23 protein-coding genes are annotated in these 23,947 nt (G+C 62.2%); 15 read left to right on the forward strand and 8 right to left on the reverse strand.

Going from position 1 to position 23,947, the window contains the following annotated elements; all coding sequences use genetic code 11:
* Nucleotides 1-243 precede the first annotated feature (243 nt).
* The gene (locus AC0NIH_RS12205) at nt 244-477 is read right to left on the reverse strand and encodes a hypothetical protein (protein ID WP_473461244.1); all 234 of its coding nucleotides are present in this window, start codon (nt 475-477) and stop codon (nt 244-246) included.
* A 57-nt stretch (nt 478-534) separates the two neighbouring features.
* On the opposite strand from AC0NIH_RS12205, the gene AC0NIH_RS12210 reads away from it, so the two are divergent.
* From AC0NIH_RS12210 to AC0NIH_RS12220, 3 genes are all read left to right on the forward strand, one after another.
* Nucleotides 535-1,230, forward strand: a complete 696-nt coding sequence (locus tag AC0NIH_RS12210; RefSeq protein WP_473461247.1) for a hypothetical protein — start codon at nt 535-537, stop codon at nt 1,228-1,230.
* A gap of 94 nt (nt 1,231-1,324) precedes the next feature.
* Nucleotides 1,325-2,458, forward strand: a complete 1,134-nt coding sequence (locus AC0NIH_RS12215) for a TIR domain-containing protein (RefSeq protein ID WP_473461249.1) — start codon at nt 1,325-1,327, stop codon at nt 2,456-2,458.
* Nucleotides 2,459-3,280: 822 nt separating this feature from the next.
* Entirely contained in the window at nt 3,281-3,595 is a 315-nt protein-coding gene (locus tag AC0NIH_RS12220) for a hypothetical protein (RefSeq protein ID WP_023767121.1), read from the forward strand.
* A 183-nt stretch (nt 3,596-3,778) separates the two neighbouring features.
* Here the strand turns inward: AC0NIH_RS12220 and AC0NIH_RS12225 are convergent, their stop codons facing one another.
* Nucleotides 3,779-4,771: a hypothetical protein gene (locus AC0NIH_RS12225; protein ID WP_473461252.1), complete on the reverse strand. Its 993-nt coding sequence runs from the start codon at nt 4,769-4,771 to the stop codon at nt 3,779-3,781.
* A gap of 242 nt (nt 4,772-5,013) precedes the next feature.
* Here AC0NIH_RS12225 and AC0NIH_RS12230 point away from each other — a divergent pair, with 242 nt between their 5' ends.
* Nucleotides 5,014-5,571: a GNAT family N-acetyltransferase gene (locus AC0NIH_RS12230; protein ID WP_473461254.1), complete on the forward strand. Its 558-nt coding sequence runs from the start codon at nt 5,014-5,016 to the stop codon at nt 5,569-5,571.
* Between the two features lie 75 nt (nt 5,572-5,646).
* Here AC0NIH_RS12230 and AC0NIH_RS12235 read toward each other — a convergent pair whose 3' ends face one another.
* Both AC0NIH_RS12235 and AC0NIH_RS12240 read right to left on the reverse strand, forming a co-directional pair.
* The gene (locus AC0NIH_RS12235; protein ID WP_473461257.1) at nt 5,647-6,831 is read right to left on the reverse strand and encodes an MFS transporter; all 1,185 of its coding nucleotides are present in this window, start codon (nt 6,829-6,831) and stop codon (nt 5,647-5,649) included.
* A gap of 316 nt (nt 6,832-7,147) precedes the next feature.
* Nucleotides 7,148-8,812: a Na/Pi cotransporter family protein gene (locus AC0NIH_RS12240; RefSeq protein WP_473461260.1), complete on the reverse strand. Its 1,665-nt coding sequence runs from the start codon at nt 8,810-8,812 to the stop codon at nt 7,148-7,150.
* Nucleotides 8,813-9,214: 402 nt separating this feature from the next.
* Here AC0NIH_RS12240 and AC0NIH_RS12245 point away from each other — a divergent pair, with 402 nt between their 5' ends.
* The 7 genes from AC0NIH_RS12245 (at nt 9,215) to AC0NIH_RS12275 (ending at nt 16,472) form a co-directional block, all read left to right on the forward strand.
* Nucleotides 9,215-9,595 (forward strand): RcnB family protein, encoded by a 381-nt coding sequence (locus AC0NIH_RS12245; RefSeq protein ID WP_473461262.1) that lies wholly within the window; start codon nt 9,215-9,217, stop codon nt 9,593-9,595.
* Nucleotides 9,596-9,735: 140 nt separating this feature from the next.
* Complete coding sequence (gene dnaG / locus AC0NIH_RS12250) at nt 9,736-11,682, forward strand: DNA primase (RefSeq protein WP_473461265.1); 1,947 nt, start codon at nt 9,736-9,738, stop codon at nt 11,680-11,682.
* Between the two features lie 439 nt (nt 11,683-12,121).
* Nucleotides 12,122-14,146: an RNA polymerase sigma factor RpoD gene (gene rpoD, locus AC0NIH_RS12255; RefSeq protein ID WP_013893641.1), complete on the forward strand. Its 2,025-nt coding sequence runs from the start codon at nt 12,122-12,124 to the stop codon at nt 14,144-14,146.
* Between the two features lie 423 nt (nt 14,147-14,569).
* Nucleotides 14,570-14,863, forward strand: a complete 294-nt coding sequence (locus AC0NIH_RS12260) for a GYD domain-containing protein (protein ID WP_013893642.1) — start codon at nt 14,570-14,572, stop codon at nt 14,861-14,863.
* A 104-nt stretch (nt 14,864-14,967) separates the two neighbouring features.
* Nucleotides 14,968-15,237, forward strand: a complete 270-nt coding sequence (locus AC0NIH_RS12265; RefSeq protein WP_473461268.1) for a putative hemolysin — start codon at nt 14,968-14,970, stop codon at nt 15,235-15,237.
* A 19-nt stretch (nt 15,238-15,256) separates the two neighbouring features.
* A complete protein-coding gene (locus AC0NIH_RS12270) occupies nt 15,257-15,625 on the forward strand; it encodes a thiol-disulfide oxidoreductase DCC family protein (RefSeq protein ID WP_473461271.1) in 369 nt (122 codons plus the stop codon).
* Between the two features lie 157 nt (nt 15,626-15,782).
* Nucleotides 15,783-16,472 (forward strand): PadR family transcriptional regulator, encoded by a 690-nt coding sequence (locus AC0NIH_RS12275; protein WP_473461274.1) that lies wholly within the window; start codon nt 15,783-15,785, stop codon nt 16,470-16,472.
* 138 nt (nt 16,473-16,610) lie between these two features.
* Here AC0NIH_RS12275 and AC0NIH_RS12280 read toward each other — a convergent pair whose 3' ends face one another.
* Nucleotides 16,611-16,871 (reverse strand): YiaA/YiaB family inner membrane protein, encoded by a 261-nt coding sequence (locus AC0NIH_RS12280; protein ID WP_023779112.1) that lies wholly within the window; start codon nt 16,869-16,871, stop codon nt 16,611-16,613.
* Nucleotides 16,872-16,927: 56 nt separating this feature from the next.
* The gene (locus AC0NIH_RS12285; protein ID WP_473461276.1) at nt 16,928-17,605 is read right to left on the reverse strand and encodes a PspA/IM30 family protein; all 678 of its coding nucleotides are present in this window, start codon (nt 17,603-17,605) and stop codon (nt 16,928-16,930) included.
* A gap of 185 nt (nt 17,606-17,790) precedes the next feature.
* On the opposite strand from AC0NIH_RS12285, the gene AC0NIH_RS12290 reads away from it, so the two are divergent.
* The 3 genes from AC0NIH_RS12290 to AC0NIH_RS12300 all read left to right on the forward strand — a co-directional run bounded on the left by AC0NIH_RS12290 (nt 17,791) and on the right by AC0NIH_RS12300 (nt 19,155).
* A complete protein-coding gene (locus AC0NIH_RS12290) occupies nt 17,791-18,432 on the forward strand; it encodes a TetR/AcrR family transcriptional regulator (RefSeq protein WP_023779110.1) in 642 nt (213 codons plus the stop codon).
* Between the two features lie 47 nt (nt 18,433-18,479).
* Entirely contained in the window at nt 18,480-18,770 is a 291-nt protein-coding gene (locus AC0NIH_RS12295; RefSeq protein ID WP_473461279.1) for an HlyU family transcriptional regulator, read from the forward strand.
* Between the two features lie 154 nt (nt 18,771-18,924).
* A complete protein-coding gene (locus AC0NIH_RS12300; protein WP_287277314.1) occupies nt 18,925-19,155 on the forward strand; it encodes a hypothetical protein in 231 nt (76 codons plus the stop codon).
* Nucleotides 19,156-19,295: 140 nt separating this feature from the next.
* On the opposite strand, the gene AC0NIH_RS12305 is transcribed toward AC0NIH_RS12300, so the two are convergent.
* Complete coding sequence (locus AC0NIH_RS12305) at nt 19,296-20,330, reverse strand: class I SAM-dependent methyltransferase (RefSeq protein ID WP_023779108.1); 1,035 nt, start codon at nt 20,328-20,330, stop codon at nt 19,296-19,298.
* A 228-nt stretch (nt 20,331-20,558) separates the two neighbouring features.
* Between AC0NIH_RS12305 and AC0NIH_RS12310 the strand changes: the two genes are divergently transcribed.
* Nucleotides 20,559-22,625, forward strand: a complete 2,067-nt coding sequence (locus AC0NIH_RS12310; RefSeq protein ID WP_473562660.1) for a putative bifunctional diguanylate cyclase/phosphodiesterase — start codon at nt 20,559-20,561, stop codon at nt 22,623-22,625.
* 58 nt (nt 22,626-22,683) lie between these two features.
* Here the strand turns inward: AC0NIH_RS12310 and AC0NIH_RS12315 are convergent, their stop codons facing one another.
* Nucleotides 22,684-23,886 carry an MFS transporter gene (locus AC0NIH_RS12315; protein ID WP_473461283.1) on the reverse strand — a complete coding sequence of 401 codons (1,203 nt, stop codon included), beginning with the start codon at nt 23,884-23,886 and terminating at the stop codon, nt 22,684-22,686.
* Nucleotides 23,887-23,947 lie beyond the last annotated feature (61 nt).

The following is a 23,947-nucleotide window of genomic DNA, read 5'->3' on the forward strand; positions in this document are numbered from 1 at the left end:
TCTTTCGGACTCTCTTCAAAGACCCGAATCTGCTAGTCCTCGACCTATTCTCGGAGAAACCGAGTCGAGACTTAACCGCCAGGGAGGAGCGAATGGCAAACAACAGGGAAGAGACACCACCATGGAAGTCACTGCTCGTGATGCGGTAGAGTACACGTTTCCCGAAGAGTACACTGGCCACGCGAGCTATCGTGAGGCTCCCTTCCATATCATCGAAGACTTCAAGGCCCACGTAAAAGAAACCTACACGCCCGAGACGTTTCTGGGTTGTATTGGGGCCGACTCAGCACGAACGAACCGTTCGAAATCCTTCACCAGTTCGCGGTTGACCGAAAGAAACGTCCTGAGGACGACTATATACCCTGCCCGATGTGCCGGAAGCGCGAGAAATTCCTTGAAGGGTCGCTCGTCTTCCTGTTCGGCAGAAAGTGCGTTGCCATCATCGGTCACGATTGCGCAGCCGCTGAAGTCAAGCATGCCGCCCTTTCAAAGAAGAAGGCCGACGATGCGCGGCGGCACCAGGAGGATTTCCTCATGGCGCGGCTGACCCACGTTCCTGGTATGCTGCGGGAGATGGAAGCGCTCAAGCCCGTCGCGAACGAGATTGAAGGGATCTTTCACGACTTCAAGCAGGGGGCGCCGTCGATCCAGAAGGCGCTGCGACTGGTCAGGAAGACCGGTGGCGAATACATCCTCACTGAGATGATCGACAACGAGGCAGCTCGATACGATGACCGGCTGCCGAAGAAGGTCGCGCGGGATAGCCACTTCGGCAACCTGCGCGGCGACGCCCTCATCCGGGCAAGCTGTAAGTTCCTCACCGAGCTTCGGAAGTACGAGCAATGGCTTCTGTCTTTTGCAGGCTGCGAGGACGAAACGGCGGCTATCGACATGATCATTGGGCTGCTGGAGCGCAAGGAGGCCGCTAAGGCCGTCCAGTACATCGGTACGGCCGGAAGGAAGCTCGGGTGGCTCCGGTATGAAATGTCGGCAGCCTGCTTCTTCTTCGCCGAGGGGCACGTCGAGGACCTGCGCAAGTGGGGCCGGGATCGGCTCCACCCGAATCCTTTTGAAGTCGACAGGCAGGCCCGGAACGACGGCACCGCCGTCATCCTGTCGAGGCGATCGACGAAGGACCAGGAACGCGAATATGCGCGGCTGTTCCTGAGCACCGGACTTGCAGAGTGGGCGGAAGCGAACAGAGGCATGCCGGACCTGGAGACTTTGTAGCCGGGAATTGCGCGGTCGCAGCGGGATAGCACGTGGCGCCTATCACCAAGAGACAGCATGGTAGGGTGCCGATGATCGACAAGAGAGGAACCGATTGAAGATATTTCTGGGATATCCTTCCGAGCACGAAAAGACCGCGCGGGAAGTCTATAACTTTCTCAAGTCGAAAGGCGACGCTGTCTGGTTCGACAAGGTTTCGCTCGTCGCCGGAACCGACTGGGATCAGGAGCGGGAGAAAGGTCAGCGCGAGGCGGAACTCGTTGTCCATCTGTGCTCTGAAGCTATCCTCAAGCGAGCCGGGGTCGTCAATCGTGAGATACGGCAGACGCTGAGGCTCGTCGAGGATCAGCCGCTCGGATCGCTCTACGTGATCCCGATCCGGCTCGAACCGATCAAGATGCCCGTCGAACTCACCCGATTTCAGTACTTTGATTTTGGCAACGGATGGCGGGACCGCCTTTCGGAAGGCGTCGAGAAACGCCGGGCACAGCTATCCGGAGAAATCACCGCGCCGCAGATGCCGACAATCACCGAGGAGAAGCCGCTGCCAGGACTACAGAAGATCGAATTCGAGGACGTCACCGACGCCTACGAATGCCGGGGAGAATACCTCCGCTATGAAGAGGAAGGCCTCTACTGGACCTTCGTCAACGGCTCGCTGGCCGCCGAGTCCCTGCGGGGCTTCTATGACGCGCGCAGCGACTTCAAGACACTGTTCGCGGAAGACGGCCCACCGAGCGGGGAAGGGCTGAAACACGAATGGTCGATCAACGCGGAAGAGGTATTTCGGAACGGCGACATGCTCTCCGTGCGCTTCTACACCTATCTCGGCTTCGCTCGCGCAGCACACCCGAACCACTACATCACCACCCTGAACTTCTTCGGGGAGGGACCGGGAGCCGCTTCCATCGAGCAGATGCTCGGGCACTCGGTGGACGACGCCAACAAGGTCCTCGCCTATTGTGAGAAGGTCATCCTCGCCGAATTCGCCGGCGAGATCGAACAAGATGCGTTCTTCGAAGGCTACAAGGAAACCGACGAGCAGGTCTGGAAGCTGCTGGGGCAGTTCAATTTCGACCGACAGGGTATGACCTTCAACTTCTCACCCTACGATGTGCTGCCCTACGTCTTCGGTTCCCATGAAGTCCGTGTCCCTTGGCGCTTCATTGAACCGATGCTGTCAGACGGCTTCAAGGCCATCGTCCAGAAGCTGGCGACCATGGCCTGATCGTTTTTCTGTCTCTCGCAAGAGGGAGAAACCCATCATCCATGGCGGACATAGCCCTACGCTGCGATTCTTGCCGACCTGCCGGCACAGTCGCCTTGGCCATTCGACGACGTGCTGGCAAAACGATACACCGTCCGCCAAGGCTTGCTTGAGCGGTATTCTGAGCGGCCGGTCTTCGAGGGTAGGAGTGGCCTTCAGTGCGGTCGAAAGCGGACAGCTAGCCAGCCTGGACTTCATCGTCGAGAGCGACATCTTCACCGAAGGCGCCTTTGGAGCAGATCACGAGGACCCTCGACGCCTTCCAGCGAATGCGGGACGCATGGGTAGATGCGATAGAAAACGCTCGGGGCGCTATGCTCAATATGGATGATCCGACCGTCCAGCGTTCTTTGGCCGTTCGATGCTCCTTTCCCTGAAGACCCGGTCGGTCGCAAATGCCCGGAGAATGAGAGACGTCAAAGATGCCGATTGGGTCCGCGGCCTACGAGACTCTCGACCCACCTGGCGGCTTCTATAGAGGCGAGAATCGGCCATTTTCTAGGGACTTGGCTGTCTAGAAGTGGTGAGTCAGGCTTTCGCCGTAAAACTTGGAGATAGAGTCATTTTTCTCCGCTATCCGGAGTCAGAATCGACCTAGATTGACTTTTCGGGAACACCGGATCCTTGCCGGACGCGGAAGGGAGCCGAGTCAGTATCTTGCGATACGCTACAGTCATTCAGTTCCGTAGCGATTTCAGCTGACCTGGCGCCGCCGAATCCAGGTCGGGAGTGGAACTTGGATACCTCCGGGATGTTTATCAGTCATGCAACTGGAGAGATGTCATGACTGAGAACGAAACCCGCTATGAAACCGGTGCGAGGAAGTATCCGGCGAAGACCGGTGCCGACGCGTCTGATGAATTCTCCCAGGACGCGGCCGGCAACAAGCAGCCTGCCGGGGGGATGGGGCTCACCCGCGGGAAGGATGAAGTAGAAGACCGCACCCGCCAGTCGGAGGGACAAAACCCGCCAAGGCTAGTCACGCCGAGCCCGGCAACCGAAAAGACGTCCGGTGCCGGCCCCGCTGTCGCGGAGCGTTCCAAGGACGCCAAAGCTCCGAAGAGCGGCCGCCAGCCGGGAGCGTATGTCAAGAAGTGATCGCTGGACGGGACCCGAGAGGTTCTGGCACTACACTGCCCGTCATCAACGACCGGTTTCCGCTTGCGCCTTTCGCGACTGGTTGGTCGGTATCTCTCCGTCGGGCCTCCGAGACTCCAAGGCGCGGCGCAATGCCGGCGCCTCCTGCTGGATATGGTCCCACAGGCGGTTCGCGACCGGTCCTCACGGCTCCTTGCAGATCGGCACTGGTTGCGACGGTGCCGCTGGATGGTCTTTCTTGTATTGCACGATGATCGGCTCGAGAGTTTTTCGCGGCCAGAATTTCGGCGTGCCGATTTCCTTCAGGCATGATGCGTTCCAGTAGAGATCGGTGCCGGACAGCGAATGGCTTTTGGCCGATGCTTGCGCGACGGCGGCGATGTCGCGCGATTCGGGGTAGATGTAGAGCGTCGTCGGGTTATCCTTGACCATCGCGATGATCTGCCGCGCATCCGCCGGCAACCAGCTGGTGCAGCCATTGCTGCGGCCGCCGGCATAGTCCACCAGCTTGCCGAACGGCACCAGACCATCGTGGTCGGCATAGGAGCTGTTCGGGCTTTTGCGCATGCACATGCCGCGCAGCACCTGCGCGGCATGGCCGCCGATCACGCGCTGCCTGGCGTTGGCCGCTTCGCCTTCGCCGTCGAACTGTATGAAGGTGCGCTGGAAGGCCACGTCCTGCTTCGCGCCGGTGCGGTAGTAGCCCTTGAACGAGGTTTTCGCCTCGCGGGTCATGTAGGCGCCGCCGGCCGTCAGCTCCGAATCCATGGCATTGCCGAAGTTCTTCGAACAGCGCCTGCCATTTGAGAAATCGACCGTGCCTTTCAGGTTGCGGCCGCCGCCATGCCCCGACGAGATGGCGCGAAACGACTGGCTGGCTTCGCACACGACGTAATACCGGCGCCCCAGCACGCCGTTGCCCAGATCGCCGGGACGCGTGGCATCCATGGCAAAATAGCAGGGGTTCCTGACCGCGCCTTGCGCGACCTTCTCACGGTAAAGCGCTCGCGCCCGCTCCAGCACCACTTGCGAGATCTGGCCATCGCCGTCGCCGACATGAGCCTGCAGCCAGGCCGGAATATCGGATGGTGCGGCGAACGACCGGACGGCCGTCAAGGCGATGACGACAAGCAACAAGCCGGCGACGATACCCAAAGGGACAGATCTCAACCGCACCGGTTCAATTCTCCCGCCGAAGCCATGCGAATCCTTGCGGTGTTTGCCGCACGCGACTCAATCATAAAATGTCTCGTGGCAATCGGCGAAACACATCTTGTTTAGCGGGCACGCAAGTTCAAACGAACCGAGGTCGGCGTGCAAGCCGCCCTTAGACCGGGATGCTGGTCCAAGGCTTGCGACAATGGGTTGAGCGCTCTCCCGGCTGCGATTATGCATGCTTTCTGAGGAGAGCATGGATCATGGTCGAGATCGTCAGACCCACGCTTGAACATCTGCCGTCCTACAAGGCGGCGCTAGAGCGCGGCTGGTCGCCGGACAATGTGCGGCTCCTGCAGGCGACGCGCGAACAACTTGCGGCGATAGAGAAGGATCCAGTGGCGTTCCTGGCCAGCCTCGATGATCCCGAGGCGAAAGGTGGCCCGATCACCTTGCCCGACGGGACGAAAGTGCCACGCCTGCCGGGTTTCCGTCGCTGGATTTGGGACGGCGAGGCATCGGGCTCGATCGGCTTGCGTTGGCAGAAGGGCACGGCGGAACTGCCGCCGCATGTGCTTGGCCATATAGGCTATGCGGTGGTGCCGTGGAAGCGGCGGCGCGGCTACGCGACCGAGGCGCTGCGGCTGATGCTGGACGAGGCGAGGGCGGTTGGCCTGGCTCACGTCGAGATCACCGCCAAGCCGGGCAACCCGGCGTCGCACAAGGTGATCCTGGCCAATGGCGGCAGGCTGGTCGAGCGCTTCTTCGAGGATGCCGCCTATGGCGGGGCGGAGAGTTTGCGGTTCCGGATCGGGCTGTAGCCGGCGCCATCCTCACCCGTGCTCGTCGGCACACAGCGCGTGGTCGGACAGGGCGCCGACGGGTAGCTTGAGGCGCTACTCGGCGGCGGCCGTCAGCGGCGGCGTGGCGTTGCTGCGCGCTTCCCAGAAATACGAGGCGAGTGCCACGAGCACGGCGACCAGCATCGCGAAAGCGCCAAGCAGCGGCAGGCTGCGATAGCCGAAGCCGCTGTTCAGCATGGCGGCACCCAGCGACGCCGCCAGCGCGATGCCGACATTGAAGCCGGACGGGATCAGCGATGAGGCGAGGTTCGATGCGTCCGCGGTCCAGGCCAGGATGCGGGTCTGGATCGGCGTGCCGATGGCGAAGTTGAGGCCGCCCCAGATGACGATCGCAACGGTCATCGGCAGGGGATAGGGGCTGACGGCATAGATCACCGCCAGCGTCACCGTCTGCAGGCCAAGCATGGTGATCAGCGAGGGCATCAGTTTCCAGTCGGAGAGCTTGCCGCCGAGGAAGACGCCGAGCGTGGCGCCGACGCCATTGAGCAGCAGCACCCAGGGCACCAGGTCCTCGTCGAGCCCGGTGATCTCAAGCAATGTCGGGGTGATGTAGGTGAACAGGCCGAACTGGCCGATCATCAGCATCAGCATCAGGATCAGCGAGGTCCAGACCTGCTGGCGCGCCAGCACGCGGACCTCGCGGGCAAGGCCGGCATGCTTCGCTTGATACCCCGTGGTGCGCGGCAGAAGGGCCGCCATGGCAAAAGTTGCCGCGACGCCCAGCGCGCACATCACCCAGAAGGTCGCGCGCCAGCCCCAGATGTTGCCGATCGCGGTACCCGCCGGCACGCCGATGACGTTGGAGACGGTCAGGCCGGACAGGATGACGGCGACCGCCATGCCACGCTGGTCCTCGCGCACCAGGCCGACCGCCACCACCATGGCGACGCCGAAATAGGCGCCATGCGCGACCGCGACGGCAATGCGCAACAAGAGCATCGAGGTGAAGTCCGGCGCCAGTGCGCAGGCCGCCTGGCCGATGGTGAAGGCGATGGCGAGACCGAGCAGCAAGGTCTTGCGCGAGATCGATTTGGTGGCGAGCGCCAGCAGCGGTCCGCCAATGGCGATGCCGCAGGCGTAGCCCGAGACGAGATAACCCGATGTGGGAACCGAGACGCCGAGCCCCTGTGCCACCTGCGGCAGCACGCCGGCGATGACGAACTCGGTGGTGCCGAAGGCGAAAGCGGCGATGAACAGGGCGATGAGTGGAAGCGACATGGGAAAAGCCTTGGCTGGAACGGCCTCAAACCACGGATGGGCCTTGCGGGCAATCCAGAAATTGTGGGCGTCGGTTTAGGTTTTCTTCAGTGAGGGTGCAAGGCAGTGAAGCTGCCAATCTCCTCCCAAGTGGGGGAGATTGCCGGCAGGCCAGAGAGGGGCGCTGTCCCGCCACCCTATCAATTTTCTGCCCCGGGGACTGACGCCTGCGGCAGATTAAAAAACCAAAAGGCGATCAAAGGCCGCGCTCTACGGCGCCCCCTCTGTCCTGCCGGACATCTCCCCCACTTGGGAGGAGATTGGCAGCTTCAACGCTTTAACTGGCCTTCAACCTCGATCCTGTCAGCAGGCCGCGCTCTTCCAGGACGGGATAGGCCATCGACGCCAGCAGCGAGTTGATCTGCTTCAGGTCGCGGATGGTGTCGAGGTGGATCGAGCTGGTTTCGACGCTCTTGGCCGTACCCTCGCGCAGCCGCAGGAAATGGCTGGCGCTGGTTTCCTTCTCGCGGTCACGCAACTGGTCCTTTTCCAGCACCAACTGACGGGCGGTTTCGGGATCGCGCGACACCAGCACGTTGAAGGCAAGCCGGGCGTTGGCCAGCACCGAGCCGTGGAAGGCGCACAATTCGCTCCAGCCTTCGTCGGTGAATTCCAGGCCGCGGTCGAACTTCTTCTTCACATGCACCAGCATGTTGCGCACGATGATGTCGCCGACCTGCTCCAGCTTGACGCAGGCGCCGATCAGTTCCTGGCAGCGCAACGCCTCGTCCTCGGTCAGCGGGTTCTTGGTGACCTTGGCAAGATAGAGCTTTATGGCCGCGTGCTTGCGGTCAACGCGGTCGTCGAGCGCGGCCAGCGCCTTGATCTTGTCGGTGTCGGCACTCTCATAGAGTTCGATGATGCGCTTCAGCATGATCTCGACCGTCTCGCACACCCGCACCACCTCGCGCGTGGCGTTGGCCAGCGCCTGGCTGGGCACGTCGAGCGCGCTTTCGTTGAGCGCGGAAAGCTCGACGATGTCGAGGGAGGCGGCCGGCGCGGCTTTGGTGCCGAGCGCCACGATCTTCTCGGAAACGCGGTAGACGAAACCGGCCAGCGGCAGGCCGGCGAGCAGGATGATCACGTTGAACAGGATGTGAGCGTTGACGATCTGGTCCGACGCCGTCGCGCCGAGGAAGCCGACATGCGGCCTGAAGATCATGAACAGGACCAGCATGACCAGTGAGCCCAGCCCGCGCATCAGGAGATTGCCGATCGGCACGACGCGCACGCCGGGCCCGGCCGAGCGGGTCAGCATCGGTGCGATGATCGAGGAACCGAGATTGACGCCAAGGATGAGGACGACGCCGAGTTCTGGACTGATCAGGCCACGCCCGGCGAGCGTTGCCATCAGCAGCACCGCCGCGATGCTGGACTGGAACAGCCAGGTGATCAGCGCCGCCAGCAGATAGGCGGTGATGGAATCGCTGGAGAAGTAGTTGATGATGACCGGCATGAGTTGGCTGTTGCGCAGCGGCTCCGACGCCTGGCCGATCATTTCCAGCGACAGGATCAAAAGGCCGATGCCGACCAGGATGCGCCCGGTCTGGCGCCAGTCGCGCCGCTCGGTGGCCATGAACATCACCGTGCCGGTGATCAGGCAGAGTGGCACCAGCAGCGTCAGATCGAAGGTCAAAAGCTTGACCACGAGCGCCGAGCCGATCTCGGCGCCGCGCACCGCCAATTGGCCCGCGGCACCGGAGACGATGCCGGAACCAGCAAAGGAACCGACCAGCAGGGTGACCGCGGTCGAGCTTTGCAAGGCGATCGCAAGGCCAGTGCCGGCCAGCACCGCCATGATCGGATTGCGCATGGTGGCGCGCAATTTGTGGCGCAGCACATCGCCATAGGCGCGTTCGACGCCGGTCTTGACCATGCGGGTGGCAAACAGCATCAGCGCCACGGCGCCGGCCAGATGCAGAAGGACGACGGAACCGCTCATCGGGGCACCTGCACGCAGGAACGGGCCGCGACGCGGACAGCGCGATGGGCAGGGCGGAAAGCTGGGGTGCGAATCATGGTCATGGCAGTCATCGATGGTAGCAGGGATAATAGCTGGAATATTTTAGCCGGATAATAAAATTTGTCGATTTCAAGGGCCCACGGGGGCGCGACGGGCCGTGTCGGAAAATGGACGGAGGCGAAATTGGTTGCATTTCGGGGCCACGGGCGGGACGGCAGTTCGGCCAGCTCTGCCGCGCTTTTGGTGCCTGTCTTTGCGTGACTGTTTAGCTCATTGCGCTAAACTAGGGAATTCATTACATAATTGTAATGCTGGTTTTCAGTTTCAGTTCATCCATTGACCGCTACTCCTCGGGACATCGACAACCCAAGGAGACTTCCCATGAAACGCATCGTCCTTTCCGCGCTTGCTTTCTCGATGTTGGCCGCCACCTCGCTCACCGGCCACGCCGCACCGATCGACGCGCCGGTCGCGCCGCAGTCGAATTACACCAAGGTCGACTGGCAGAAGCCGACTCACCGGAATGTTAGGAAGCGCGTCATCCAGAAGCGCGTCTTTCAGAAGAAAGTCATCGTGAAGCGGAACAACTGGCGCAACGGCCAGCGATATTCCGGCTGGAGGCAGCACCGGCCGGTTCGCGACTACGGCCGCTACGGCCTGCGCCGCCCGGGCCCCGGCCAGGAATGGATTCGCGTCGGCAACGACTACGTGCTGGTCGGCATCCTCTCCGGCGTCATCTTCGGCGCGCTTGCCGCACACTAAAGCACCCAGTGCTGGACTTGAAGGAAGGCGGCCCGCAACGGCCGCCTTTCTTTTTGCCCTGTGAAAACCGGGTATGGCCGGTATTGGGGGTCGTCGGATTTCGCCGGCATGATTATATGGTGGCGAAACGAGTTCCCTAAATGCGCTTTCCGCCCGCCTTTCTCGATGAGATCCGCGACCGCGTGCCGATTTCACAGGTCGTCGGCCAGCGCGTCGCGTGGGATCGCAAGAAAACCAATACGTCGCGCGGCGACTATTGGGCCTGCTGCCCGTTCCATGGCGAGAAGAGCCCATCCTTCCACTGCGAGGACAAGAAGGGGCGCTACCACTGTTTCGGCTGCTCGGTCTCGGGCGACCATTTCAAGTTCCTCACCGAACTCGAGGGACTGAGCTTTCCCGAAGCGGTCGAGAAGATCGCCGACATGGCCGGCGTGCCGATGCCGGTCCGCGACGAACGGGAAGAACAGCGCGAGAAGGAACGCGCCAGCCTGACCGACGTCATGGAGATGGCGACAGCTTTCTTCCAGGAGCGGCTGCAGGGACCAGAAGGCGCAAAAGCCCGCGCCTATCTGCGTGACCGCGGGCTGACGCCGGCGACGCAACATTCGTTCCGGCTCGGCTTCGCCCCTGACAGCCGCAATGCGCTGAAGGAGCATCTCGCCGCAAAAGGCGTGCCGAAGGCGGACATCGAGGCCTGCGGGCTGGTCCGCCACGGCGACGACATCCCGGTCTCCTATGACTGGTTCCGCGACCGCATCATGTTCCCGATCCCGGATTCGCGCGGCAAGATCATCGCCTTTGGCGGCCGCGCGCTGGCCGCCGATGCGGTGGCCAAATACATGAACTCGCCCGACACCGAACTCTTCCACAAGGGCAATGTGCTCTACAATTTCGCCCGCGCCCGCCAAGCGATGGCAAAGGGGGCGCTCGCCAAGGGCGGCACGGTCATCGCCGTCGAAGGCTATATGGACGTGATCGCGTTGGCGCAGGCCGGCTTCGAGAATGTCGTGGCGCCGCTCGGCACCGCGCTCACCGAAAACCAGCTCGAACTGTTGTGGCGCATGGCGCCGGAACCAATGCTGTGCTTCGACGGCGACAAGGCCGGGCTGAAGGCGGCATGGCGGGCCGCCGATCTCGCGCTACCATCGGTGCAGGCCGGGCGCTCGGCGCGCTTCGCTCTGCTGCCGGAGGGCAAGGATCCCGATGATCTGGTCAAGGCCGAGGGGCCGGATGCATTCCGCGCGGTGCTGGCCGACGCGCGGCCGCTGGTCGACCTTTTGTGGATGCGCGAGACGGCAGGCGGCGTCTTCGACACGCCGGAGCGGCGGGCCGAACTCGAGAAGACGCTGCGCGAACTGACCAGCCGCATCCGCGACGAAAGCCTGCGCTATCACTACAGCCAAGAGATGCGTGAGCGGGTGCTGAGTTTCTTTGGCTCCCAGCGCGGTGCCCGGCAAAACCGTCAGGACTGGAAACCCGGGCAGGGCAAGGCGGCCGCACCCGGCGGGCAGTTCGCCAAGGCTGGCAGCGGCCGCATGGCGATCACCGAAAGTCTCGGCCAGTCGGCGCTGGTCAAGCGCGGCGAGGGGATGTCGGTACGCGAGGCGACGATCATCGTCGCGCTGGTCAACCATCCGCCGCTGATCGACGAGAATTTCGCCCATGTCGAGTTCCTCGACCTCGCCAATGCCGATCTGCAGCGGCTGCATGGTGCCATCCTCGACGCCATGGCGCACGACATGGCCAATGACCGCCAAGCCGTGGTGGCGACGATCGAGCGTGCCGGCTGCGCCGAGATCTGGGAGCGTGCCGTCGGCCTGATCCGGCGGGCGCGGCAATGGCCGGCGCTGGAGACGGCGGCACTCGACGATGCCCGCGACGCTCTGAACCAGGCGTTGCACTTGCAGCGCAGCGCGCGCACCTTACATAAGGAGCTGAAACAGGCGGAAGCGGCGCTCGAAGCGGATCCCTCGGACGAAAACTTCCGCCATCTGATCGAAATTCAGGCGCAATTCAGGGATGTACAAGCGACGGAAGCGCTGATCGAAGGATTTGGCGTCTCTTCGGGCAGGGCTGGTCGAGCCTAAGTGCATCTGAGTGCGGGAATGAGAGCGCGGCCGTGCCTTCTTAGGGGGCGGGGCGCGCTAAGTCGGGTAATTGATTCGCTTTTTTCATGCGAATCATGCGACAGGCGCTTGACCTTCGGACAGAATGGCGGAATCAGGACGATTCGAAACGTTAACCCGCACCCGCATCGACGGGAATGCAGCGATGTGAGGTACTGGTCACTGGACAGGCAGGCCGCCTGCCACAGATATCAGGGTTAATCTGGACTTAATGCATGTCGCCCAAGAGTGGTCGCCCAAGAATGGAAACCGGTTTTGGGACAACGGCATGCACCAAACAATAGAGTTGATGCGGTTCGTGGCCCGGTGAAGCGCGTTTAGAAAAACGAGCGTACCCGATTTGACTGGTCCGACAGCTTACGCGGCCCCGATGTCCGGCCGCTAGGAGAAGATAAAAACTATGGCGACTAAGGAAAAGGAAGAGGTCGAGACCGAACGCGAAGGCGCCACCGATGGCCCTCTGCTCGACCTTTCCGATGATGCTGTCAAGAAGATGATCAAGGCCGCCAAGAAGCGCGGCTATGTCACCATGGACGAGCTGAATTCGGTGCTGCCTTCCGAGGAAGTGACCTCCGAGCAGATCGAGGACACGATGGCGATGCTGTCCGACATGGGCATCAACGTCGTCGAGGACGACGAGCAGGGCGAGGAGGCCGAGGCAGGCGACACCGCGGCCGATGCCGAGGAAGACGCCAACGAGCTGGCCGAGCAGACCGGCACGGCGGTCGCCGCCACCACCACCAAGAAAGAGCCGACTGACCGCACCGACGATCCGGTGCGCATGTACCTGCGCGAGATGGGCTCGGTCGAGCTTCTGTCGCGCGAGGGCGAAATCGCCATAGCCAAGCGCATCGAAGCTGGCCGCGAGACGATGATCGCCGGCCTGTGCGAAAGCCCGCTGACCTTCCAGGCCATCATCATCTGGCGTGACGAACTCAACGAATCCAAGATCCTGCTGCGCGAGATCATCGACCTGGAAGCCACTTATGCCGGCCCCGAAGCCAAGCAGGCGCCGGTGGTCGAACGCATCGAGGAGGCCCCCAAGGCCGAGGAAAAGCCGCGCCGCGGCCGCGACGAGGAAGAAGATATCACCAATGTCGGCGCCGATACGCGCGGCCTGACGGATGACGACGAGGAAGACGAGGACGAGGCGAGCCTGTCGCTGGCGGCGATGGAAGCGGAACTCCGCCCGCAGGTGATGGAGACGCTCGACGTCATCGCCGACACCTACAAGAAGTTGCGCAAGCTGCAGGACCAGCAGGTCGAGAACCGTCTGGCCGCGGCCGGCACGCTGTCGCCCAGCCAGGACCGCCGGCTGAAGGAGCTGAAGGACCAGCTGATCAAGGCGGTGAAGTCGCTGTCGCTCAACACCGCGCGCATCGAGGCGCTGGTCGAGCAGCTCTACGACATCAACAAGCGGCTGGTGCAGAACGAAGGCAAGCTGTTGCGGCTCGCCGAAAGCTACGGCGTGCGCCGCGAGGAGTTCCTGAAGGAATATCAGGGTTCCGAGCTCGACCCGAATTGGACGCGCGCGATCGGCAATCTGACCTCGCGCGGCTGGAAGGAATTCACCAAGAACGAGAAGGATGCGATCAAGGAGCTGCGCGCCGAGATCCAGCACCTGGCCACCGAAACGGCGATCTCGATCCTGGAATTCCGCAAGATCGTCAACCAGGTGCAGAAGGGTGAGCGCGAGGCCGCGATCGCCAAGAAGGAAATGGTCGAGGCCAATCTGCGCCTCGTCATCTCCATCGCCAAGAAATACACCAATCGCGGCCTGCAATTCCTCGACCTGATCCAGGAAGGCAATATCGGCCTGATGAAGGCGGTCGACAAATTCGAATACCGCCGCGGTTACAAGTTCTCGACCTACGCGACATGGTGGATCCGGCAGGCGATCACCCGTTCGATCGCCGACCAGGCGCGCACCATCCGCATCCCGGTGCACATGATCGAGACGATCAACAAGATCGTGCGCACCTCGCGCCAGATGCTGCACGAGATCGGCCGCGAGCCGACGCCGGAGGAACTGGCCGAAAAGCTCGCCATGCCGCTCGAAAAAGTGCGCAAGGTGCTGAAGATCGCCAAGGAGCCGATCTCGCTCGAAACGCCTGTGGGCGACGAGGAGGATTCGCATCTGGGCGATTTCATCGAGGACAAGATGGCGATCCTGCCGATCGACGCGGCGATCCAGGCCAATCTGCGCGAGACCACCACGCGGGTGCTCGCCTCGCTGACGCCCCGCGAGGAGCGTGTGCTCAGAATGCGCTTCGGCATCGGCATGAACACCGACCATACGCTGGAAGAAGTCGGCCAGCAATTTTCGGTCACCCGCGAGCGTATCCGCCAGATCGAAGCCAAGGCGCTGCGCAAGCTCAAGCATCCGAGCAGGTCGCGCAAGCTGCGCAGCTTCCTCGACAGCTGAGTCGGGGATTCATCTCCGCGAAGAATTGAGGGCGCCGACTGGCGCCCTTTTTCGTTTCCGGCTGGAAATTGCTTCTTCAACGGCACGTTCAGCCGCGCTCCCTTGACGATGACGCTCCCCGGTCGGCGGCAGGTCTGTTTTCCCGCGCATGAAGCCCTCCGGCGGTGGACCGGTCTCGGATGTCAGATTGGGATTTCCGCCATGGCCGCGAAGGAGAATGCCGCAATCGGGCGGGTTTTGAACCGGCTTTCCGTGGTCGCCGCCGACTGTCGCCTCAAGCCTGCAAATGATGGCATGAATACGTGCTTGCGGGACGGTCGTTGCGGGAGGATAATTTCGCGTCGGATGCAATTTCTGGGCGACAACCCGGATGCCCGCCCCGGCGAAGCCGCCGTGCTCCGTGGCCCCGGAGGGAGGTGTGCCATGACGACCTACATCATGCTGATGACCTGGACCGAGCAGGGCGCGAAAAACGTTCGCGACTCGCCCAAGCGGCTCGACGCGGCCAGGAAGCAGCTTGGCGAGATGGGCGGATCGTTCAAATCGTTCTACCTGACCATGGGCGAATACGACATGGTGGCGGTGGTCGAAGCGCCCGACGATGCGGTGCTGGCGCGTTTCGCGCTGATGTTGGCGGCGAGTGGCAATATCCGGACGCGAACGCTCAAGGCCTTCCCTGAATTCGCTTATCGCGAGATCATCACTTCGCTTGGATGAAGCGGCCGGCGGGGTTTCCGGAAGTCGACCGGGTGCCGGCTTGACGGCGCTTTGCCACAGGACGGGACGCCTCGCCGTGATAGAATGCGGCGAGGGAGATCGCGATGAGCAATTCTTCGATGTTGGCTATCGGCCTTGCCGCATTGTCCTTGGTGGCGATCCAAGCCAGCGCCGCCGCACAAGAACCGGTCGGCATGGCCAATCCAGCATCCGCCCATTGCGGGGAGGTTGGCGGGCGCCTGACAATCAGGAAGGACAAGGCCGGCAACGAATATGGATTCTGCCGCTTGCCCAACGGCCGCCTGTGCGAGGAGTGGGCGCTGTTTCGCGACAACAAATGCGTCGGGCCGAAGGCGGCCATACGCGGCAAATGACCATGATAGAACCACACCCTTGCTGACCGTCTGGTACAATACGCGCTGCCCGGTCTGCGATGCGGGCATCGTCAGGCAGAAGCGCCGGCTGATCGAAGCGGTCAAGGCCGGGCGGGTCGAATTTCGCGACATCAACCTGGAACCGGCGGCGCTCAGCGGATTTGGGGCCTCGCTCGAGGATATCCGCCGGCGGCTGCACGCCACCGATGCTGATGGCCGCTTGCTGGTCGGCGCCGATGTGGCGATTGCCGTGTGGCAGGTGACGCCGGGCGAGGGCTGGCTGGCGGGCCTATTCGGCAACCGGTTGATCTTGCCGCTGACGCGGTTTGCCTACGACCGCTTCGCCGGCCTGCTCTATGCCTGGAACCGGCACAACGGCCGCTGGTAGTCAAATTTATCCATCGCATTGGTCTGAGATGACAGGCCCGGATCGGCAAACCCATGCGCTTGGCGTGCGATCAGATACATCGTAAGATATATCTTGACTCCACGAGGGCATGAGCCTAATTAAGATATATCGTAAGATAGAACTCAAGGAGCAATCAATGCACAAAGACAATCATTTCGGGCGCGGTCATTTCGGCGAACGCATGTTCATGCACGTGGCCGGCAAATTTGGTGGCAGAGGGGGCGGCGGCTTTGGCCCGTTCGGCCATGGCGGTCGCGGTGGCGGGCGCGGCGGCCCGGGCGACATGTTCCGCGCCGGGCGCATGCTGGCCGACGGCGACCTTAAGCTGATCACGCTGTCGCTGCTGGCCGAGGCGCCGCGCCACGGCTACGACATCATCAAGGCGCTGGAAGAGCGCACCAGCGGCATCTACAGCCCGAGCCCGGGCGTGGTCTATCCGACCCTGACCTTCCTGGAAGAGGCCGGCTATGCCATCTCGTCGAGCGAAGGCAACAAGAAGGTCTTTTCCATCACCGAGGCCGGGCAGACGCATCTTGCCGATAACCGCGAGATGATCGACGGCGTGCTCGACCATCTCGAGCGCTTCGGCCGCAAGATGGCCAAGGCGCGCGACTGGTTTGGCTGGAACGATGACAGCGAGGACCGTCGCGGCGGCCGGGGCGGCCGTGGCGAACGCTCGGAAACGCGCGATGAATTCCGTGCCATCCGTCACCGCCTGCGCGCGGCGCTCGGTGAGATCGTCGATGCCCCGGCTGAAAAGCAGGCCGAGGCGATCGCCATTCTCGAAGCCGCCGCGGAAGCGCTGGAGGCGCTGTCGCACAAGTGACGTAATCGGGCGGCATCGGGCGCCGACCGGGCGAGGATTGGATTCCTCTCCCCCATTACATGGGGGCGAGGAAACCAAGTTCTGCAAAGCCCCAAGAAAGCCCGGGTGACCGGGCTTTTTTCGTCAGGTGTGCCGGCATCATTCCTTGCCGACATATTCGCTGATCAGCTTTTCGTTGCGCGCCTTTTCGATCTTGGCGGTCATCTCGGCCGACAGGCGTTCGTCGGTGCGGTACTTGACCAGGTTCACCAGGCTGCCGGTGAGCAGCAGGATGCCCATGGCCCAGTAGCCCTTGGTCGCCAGGTCGACCGGCGCCAGCCACAGCGACAGGCCGAGCATGAAGTAGGCGGCACCGACCGAAGCGGTGTTGAACATGATGTAGGTCTGATTGGCGTTCACTGGAATTCTCCATTGGTTGGTGATGTCGATGGAAGCAAGGTCTGGAAGGCTGGTTTTCAGTTGATGGTCTTCAGGCGCTCGAGCACCTCCTTGGCACGCACCTTCACCGCCGGGCCGTGGCCGGCGTCGGCAAGGCGGTCGCGGATCGCTTCGTGGCGCAGCTCGCCGTCGATCTCGTCGAGGATGCCGGCCTCCTCGAACGGATCGCTGCCGGCCTTGATGCGGGCCAGAACCTCCTCGGCGTCGTTGAGGCTCGCCGACTGACCGATCGACCTGACGAGGCGCGACTGCGCCTTGCGCTCGGCATCGATGGCTCGGGCCGAGATCATGCCCTGGTTGAGGTCGATGATGCGGCGATGCGCCCGCTCCACCGAAACGCGCATCCGCAAGATCCTTTCGCCAAGGCTCTGCACGGTGGCGCGACGGACCTCGCGTTCGTTCTCCAACTCGGCGACGGCCGCGGCACCGCTTTCGGCCAGCCCGTTGTTGCCGGCGGCGAGCGCGCTGACAGTGCGTGTTTCGAGATCGGCATGACGGCGGTCGATCTGGTCGAGACCGGCCTGTTCGGCACGCTGGCGCACGATCAGCGTGGCGAGTGTCTGCTTGGCGGCGGCAAGTCCCGCCTCGGCGTCGCGGATGCGCTGCGCCAGAAGGTCGATGGCGAAGCGATCCTTGAGGCCGTCCTCGGCCCGGACGCTGGCGCCGTCGAGCAATGTCCTGATCAGGCTAAGCATGATACTTCTCCCTTCGAATTGTGGCGTGAACATTGTTCACTAAGCCAACATAGCAGGAAATGAACATTGTTCAAGATACTTTTGAACGCTGTTCACAAAATCCCGAATATGGTAAACAGAGGGAAGGTCGGGGGTTCGAAACAACATGCCGCTTCCGCAAGGCAAGCGCATTCACAAGGACTGAAATGGCACTGGACAAGGAAGAGACGGGCGAGCGGGTGCTGGCCATTGCCGAGGCGCTGCTCAACGAAGGTGGCATGGACAATCTGAAGGCGAGGACCATCGCCGAGCAGGCGGGCATCTCGGTCGGCTCGGTCTACAATCTGTTTTCCGATCTCGACGGTGTGCACCGTGCCGTCAACATGCGGCTGCTCGACCGGCTGGGCGCCGCCGGGGCGGCGGCGATGGCCGATCTCGGCAAGCGCGGCATCACCGATGTGCGGCAACGCCTGCTGGCGCTGGCCAGCGCCTATGTGCGCTTTGTCGAGGCGCATCCCGGCAGTTGGCCTGCACTGCTCGCTTTCAACAGGCGCCGTCCGACGCTGAGCGAGCCGGATGCCTATGAAGCGCGGCTCGACCAGCTGTTCGAGATCATCGCCGGCGTGCTCGCCGGCGGCGACTTCGACCTCGACGACGATACGCGCCGGATTGCCGCGCGCACGCTATGGTCAAGCGTGCATGGCATCGTCACCAGCGGCTATGCGGCGAGATCCGTGCGAGGGCAGGCCGACGAGATCGACCGGCAGATCGAGCTCCTGGTCTCCGTCTTCATCAGGGGGCTGGAACGCGGCGGCACATTCGCGCATGCTGGGACAACAGCGCCGTGAATCGTGAACAAGCTGCGGTTTGCAGGGCGAACAAGGAGATTTGAGCGATGTCTTTTCTGAAACGTCTTTTCGGCGGCGGCGGCGAGGTGGCCGAGCCCGCGAATGCGGCACCGGCCAAGCAGGTCGAGCACAAGGGTTTCCTGATCAGCGCCACGCCCTACAAGGCCGAGGGCCAATACCAGACCTGCGGCGTCGTCTCCAAGGAGGTCGACGGCGTGGTCAAGGAACACAAGTTCATCCGCGCCGACCGCTTTGCCGGGCTGGACGACGCCGTCGACATCTCGATCAAGAAGGGCATCCAACTGGTCGATGAACAGGGCGAGCGGATTTTCGGGTAGGGTGGAGAACTGCGGCGTTGCCGTCGAGCCAATGTCTGGCCAATCAGGGCGGACCTATCAAAACCCGGGCGCTGTGCGCTGACGGTTCCATCGGTATCGGCGGAGCCGCGAATCTGTGCTAAGCCGCCGCCAAACCAACCAGAGGACGACACCCGTGAGCGAACTGACCGTGGCCGAGGCGACCGAAAATATCTATGCCTCGCTGCGGGCGGACAATGCCGAAATCGACGCGCATATCGCGACGCTCAAGGCAGCGCTGATGCGAGAGGGGATAAAAGAGGCGGTGTTCGATCCGACCAAGTTGGCGCAGAGCAACCGCTCGGGCCGCAAGCTGATGCAAGCCTATTTCAGGCAGCGCGGCGTGAGCGTGAGGTTTTCGGAGTAGCCGCGCTCGGGCAGGGGCGACCGCCACGGACGATGAGGGTCGATGACGGCCAGTCGGCGTGAGCGTCGAACATCATCACGCCCAGCCACAAATACACCGGCCGAGGTCTCATCCCGGCCGGTGCGCAGTCCAGACGGTTGCTATCCGTGCTTTTCGATGACCGCGTAGAGCACGTTGCGGTTCTCGCCGAAGAACACCCGCGCCTCGACCGTGTTGCGATCGACGCTGGCGTTGACGATGTTCCACATGTCGACCTCCGAACGCAGCAGCAGCACCCAGTCCATGAACATTTCCCGGTACCCGGCATCGGGGTTGCCTTCCGCGTAGTTGGCGAACAGGAACGTCCCGTTCGGCTTCAGCATCTGAAGGCAGGTCTTGGTGAGTTTCACGGCGACGTTGTGCTGGAGGTAGTCGTAAAGGCCGGAGGCGTAGATGAAGTCGAATTTGCCCATCTTGTGGCCCCTGGTGAGCACGGTCCGCACCGAGCCGTCGACGGCTTCGATCGCGGTGCCCTGGAAGTCGCGTGCTATCAACCCGACGCTCTGGGGATCCTGATCGAGCGCAACCCAGCGCTTGAGGCGGCCCTCTGCCAGCGCGACGGAGCGATTGGCTTCACGCAAATGACCGGCCGCGATTGCCAGGACCTCGGTTTGCGGTCCGCTCTTGGCTGCAATCTCGTCGACATAGCGGGTCAAAAGATCGCGCCGTTCCCGTGCCGCGACGCATGACGGCACGTCCTGGGTATGGGTGTAGAGCGCCTTGCCGATCTCCGAGGCGTTGGCCACGCTCTCGGCCACGTGCGGATCACAATAGATGTAGTCGAGCAACTGCGCGTCGCCGGCATAGCCCCTGGGCTTGTTGAAGGACCACCGCGTCAGCGGGTCTTCGAGAAAATATTCCAGGATCGGATGGTTCTGCGCCACCGGAATCAAAGCTTGCCAGACGTCGGGATGGAGCCTGGAACGCATCGCTTCGAGAAGCGACATCAGACGGCGAATGATCTCGGCAGGATTTTTTCCCTGTTCGATCTGCTGATGCGCCGTGTGGAGAACGAGCGCCAGCTCGACGCGAGCGGTTTCGAACGCTTCGCCATGCTGCTCGGGCCTTCCGCGGCGCAGGCTCCCAGCGATCATTTCGGCCGTAATCAGGCTTTTGCCGTCAAACACAGTTTGCACACCAAGACTCCATAGTTAACAGTCAGTTAACTTATTGCGTAGAATGCTTGGTTTGCCAATGTCGGCTCGCGGGCATTTTATCGTTATGATTAATTTCCCGCTAACCATCTTGGGTCGTTAGGTGCCGTCCAAGTCGAATTTCGGGTTTGAGTTAACCGAAACTTGTGCTGCACGATTGCATGATTTTGTGCATCGCAATCGCTGTCGCGTCTTGAGGAGCCGGCCCGCGTGGGGGCAGAAACGAGAAGAGAGGCCGGAACGCTTGATCCCCTTTCCCTGGGGGGCATCGCGAACGAACGCGTGTCGCCTGGATTGGCCGACATAGCGCATGCGGAGCCGTTCGAACCGCGCTACGAACTGGGACCCTACGAACTCCGAACCCTCTACCGCACCGAAGCCCAGGCGAAGCGAAGAAAGGAAGCCAGACCGGGGCTTTGGATCGCTGTTGCCATCTACGTCCTGTTCTCCGTATCGGATCTGCTGCTGATCCCGGATGTGGCTGCCCGTACGATCGCGGCTCGCTTCGCGGTTGGCTTGACGGCGCTCTTGATCCTGGAAGGACAACTTCGCCGGCGAGCAGCGACGGGATGGCTGGACGTGACTTGCGCCGCGGCCATCATCTTTGGCTATGTTGGCTGGTTGTGCCCGGCGGTCATGAGCGCAGACAAAGAAAGCGTCTCTTATTACATGGTCTTCGGCACCATATTCATGATGAGTGCCAATCTATTTTTTACGTTCAGATTCAAGATCTCCATCATAACCTCCACTATAATTCTATGTATATTGTATATTGTAAACTATTACATGCCCACTACACCTGTTTACAAAATGGTATTCGCGACTTTCTACATCTCGTGTTTCACCTTCACGTCATATGTGAACTGGAAACTGAATGAGGAGCGCTACAACGTCTTCCTGAACGCGTTGGAAGCCAGAATTCAGCACAAGGAAGCCACCGAACGCGGCAAGGCCCTGCTGAGACTGTCGCGGACCGATCCGCTTACAGGCCTGGAGAACCGGCGGGCGATCGACGAGAAGCTGCGCGACTACTGGAACGACTGGCAAAAGCTTGGCGCCGGTTTTGTGGCGATCCTGATCGATGTGGACTTCTTCAAGAAATTCAATGACTGCTACGGCCATCAGGAGGGCGACCGCTGCCTGATCCAGGTCGCCAACGCCCTCAGCGACATGATCAAGCAATACAATGGTTCGATCGGCCGCTATGGCGGCGAAGAATTCATCGTGCTTGCCCGCATGGAGAAGAAAGACCAGGTCGCGGATCTTGCGGAAGCCATCTGCCGCACGGTTGAGAACCTGGCGATTGCCCACGAGTTGCGGCGAGACGGCATCTCGATCGTGACCGCGAGCGTTGGCGCCGCCTTCACCAGGAAGCAGACCGGCGCCAAGCTGGAGAAGATCATCCACGAGGCCGACCGCGCGCTCTATCTGGCAAAGGCCGGCGGTCGAAATTGTGCCCGGCTGTTCGATCCAACGGACCCCCAGAGCAGCGACGAGAGCGAGAACCTTGCGGCCTTGCTGAAGATCGCGATCGGGCAGGATCTCGTTTCACTCGTCTATCAACCGATCAAGGACGTCGCCTCGGGCCGGCTTGAAGCCGTCGAGGCGCTGATGCGCCTCAAGATGCTCGACGGCACATTGGTTCCGCCGAGCCTGTTCATTCCCGTCGCGGAACGGACCGGGTCGATCCTGGAACTCGGACGCTGGGCCATAAGGACGGTATGCGCCGAGCTCCTGGCGGGCGATCACGTCCGTCTCGTCAGTGTCAACGTCTCTCCGATCCAGCTCAAGACACCTGGCTTCGCCGCGTCCGTTGCGACCATTCTGGGCGAGACCGGCGTGACCGGAAACAGGCTGGCCTTCGAAATCACCGAAGGGCTGGAGATGGAGATGCACTCGGATATCCTTCGCTGCATCAGCGACCTGAAGCTGCTGGGGATCAAGATCTGGCTCGATGACTTCGGCACCGGCTTCGCCGGCCTTTCGTGGCTTCGCCTGATCGATTTCGACACTGTGAAGATCGACCGCTCGTTCCTTCACGACTGCGCCACGCCGAACGGCAGGGCGATGCTGCAGGACATTATCGCCCTGGTGCGAAATCGTGGCCACAAGATCCTGGTCGAGGGCGTGGAAACCGAGGAGCAGATGGCCCTCATGCGTGAATTCGGCATAGACAAGGTCCAGGGCTTCCATGTCGGCCGCCCCGTCCCCGCAGCGAATCTCCAGGCAAAGCGGGCCGTCCAAAGACGGCCATTCACGGTCCTCAAGTCGGCATAACAATGCCATAGGCCTTGGCGAAGACCGGCTTCGCCAAGCGCCCCCAAACGGTTGATGTCTATGCTGTCCGGAGCTGCCTTTGCGGCAGCGGCGGGAAGGCGATCGCTATGCCCGCGGCACCGAGGCCGATAAGGGCCGAGCCGATGAACAGCCAGTGGTAGTTGGCATAGGCGTCGAACACCATGCCGCCGGCGAGCGGCCCGAGCGCCATGCCGAGGCTGGACAGCATGGTAGCGGCGCCGAACACGGTGCCGAGGATGCGCTGGCCGAAATATTCGCGCGCCAGCACGGCGTAGAGCGGCATGACCCCGCCATAGGTGGCGCCGAAGATGACCGCCAGCATGTAGAACTGGTCGAGTTGGCTGATCGAGAGATAGGCGGCAATGACGATCGCCTGGATCACGAGGCCCGCGATCAGCACCGGCTTGACGCCGAGCCTGTCGGCCAGCACGCCGTAGAGAAGCCGGCCGCCAAGCCCCGCGAGGCCCTCGACGCTGTAGATCGAGACCGCCGCCATCGGAGCGACGCCGCACAACATGGCATAGCTCACCATGTGGAAGATCGGGCCGGAGTGGGCGGCACAGCAGGCAAAGAAGGTCAGCCCCAGCACGATGAATTGCGGTGAGCGCAGCGCCTGGCCGACCGTCAGGCCGGCGCCTTCGGCAACCGGCGTGGAGCTGGCAGCGGCCGGGGCGGGTTTTGGCGGCTGGCGCACCAAAAGCACCGCCGGCAACAGCAGCACCCAGGCCATGATGCCGATGTCGAACATGGCGGTGCGCCATTCATACGCCGAGATCAGCCAGCGGGCGAAGGGCGAGATCGTCATCGGTGCGACGCCCATGCCGGCCGAGACCAGCGAAACCGCAAGGCCGCGATTGGTCTCGAACCAGCCTGTGGTCAGCGCGATCATCGGCGCGAAGAAGGCGCTCGCCGCGAGACCGACGAGCACGCCATAGGTGATCTGAAAGGCCAGCAGCGACCCGGCGCGGCTGGCAAGCACCAGCGCCAGTCCGAGCAGCACGGCGCCGATCGCCACGACGATGCGGGCGCCGAAGCGGTCCGACATGGCGCCCCAGGCGAAACCACCCAGACCCATCACGAGAAAGTTCAGCGTCATCGCACTCGAAATGCCGGCACGCGACCACTGCGTGTCGATCGCCATCGGCTCGAGGAAGATCGCCAGCGAAAACATCGTACCGATGGCGACACAGGACATCAGCGCGCCAGCCGCGACGATGACCCAACGATAGGAAAGGCTCATTCAAATCTCCCATGCCAGAGGGCAGCGCCGTGCGCTGCTTGCGTCCGAAGGACGCTTCCGC

Source organism: Mesorhizobium sp. WSM1386, from assembly GCF_055901595.1.

Excerpts from the sequence above, each read along its gene's own strand:
- AC0NIH_RS12205 (WP_473461244.1), bottom strand. The coding sequence starts at position 477 with ATGCTTGACTTCAGCGGCTGCGCAATCGTGACCGATGATGGCAACGCA.
- AC0NIH_RS12210 (WP_473461247.1), top strand. The coding sequence starts at position 535 with ATGGCGCGGCTGACCCACGTTCCTGGTATGCTGCGGGAGATGGAAGCG.
- AC0NIH_RS12220 (WP_023767121.1), top strand. The coding sequence starts at position 3,281 with ATGACTGAGAACGAAACCCGCTATGAAACCGGTGCGAGGAAGTATCCG.
- AC0NIH_RS12230 (WP_473461254.1), top strand. The coding sequence starts at position 5,014 with ATGGTCGAGATCGTCAGACCCACGCTTGAACATCTGCCGTCCTACAAG.
- AC0NIH_RS12235 (WP_473461257.1), bottom strand. The coding sequence starts at position 6,831 with ATGTCGCTTCCACTCATCGCCCTGTTCATCGCCGCTTTCGCCTTCGGC.
- AC0NIH_RS12240 (WP_473461260.1), bottom strand. The coding sequence starts at position 8,812 with ATGAGCGGTTCCGTCGTCCTTCTGCATCTGGCCGGCGCCGTGGCGCTG.
- AC0NIH_RS12245 (WP_473461262.1), top strand. The coding sequence starts at position 9,215 with ATGAAACGCATCGTCCTTTCCGCGCTTGCTTTCTCGATGTTGGCCGCC.
- dnaG (WP_473461265.1), top strand. The coding sequence starts at position 9,736 with ATGCGCTTTCCGCCCGCCTTTCTCGATGAGATCCGCGACCGCGTGCCG.
- rpoD (WP_013893641.1), top strand. The coding sequence starts at position 12,122 with ATGGCGACTAAGGAAAAGGAAGAGGTCGAGACCGAACGCGAAGGCGCC.
- AC0NIH_RS12260 (WP_013893642.1), top strand. The coding sequence starts at position 14,570 with ATGACGACCTACATCATGCTGATGACCTGGACCGAGCAGGGCGCGAAA.
- AC0NIH_RS12265 (WP_473461268.1), top strand. The coding sequence starts at position 14,968 with ATGAGCAATTCTTCGATGTTGGCTATCGGCCTTGCCGCATTGTCCTTG.
- AC0NIH_RS12275 (WP_473461274.1), top strand. The coding sequence starts at position 15,783 with ATGCACAAAGACAATCATTTCGGGCGCGGTCATTTCGGCGAACGCATG.
- AC0NIH_RS12285 (WP_473461276.1), bottom strand. The coding sequence starts at position 17,605 with ATGCTTAGCCTGATCAGGACATTGCTCGACGGCGCCAGCGTCCGGGCC.
- AC0NIH_RS12290 (WP_023779110.1), top strand. The coding sequence starts at position 17,791 with ATGGCACTGGACAAGGAAGAGACGGGCGAGCGGGTGCTGGCCATTGCC.
- AC0NIH_RS12295 (WP_473461279.1), top strand. The coding sequence starts at position 18,480 with ATGTCTTTTCTGAAACGTCTTTTCGGCGGCGGCGGCGAGGTGGCCGAG.
- AC0NIH_RS12315 (WP_473461283.1), bottom strand. The coding sequence starts at position 23,886 with ATGAGCCTTTCCTATCGTTGGGTCATCGTCGCGGCTGGCGCGCTGATG.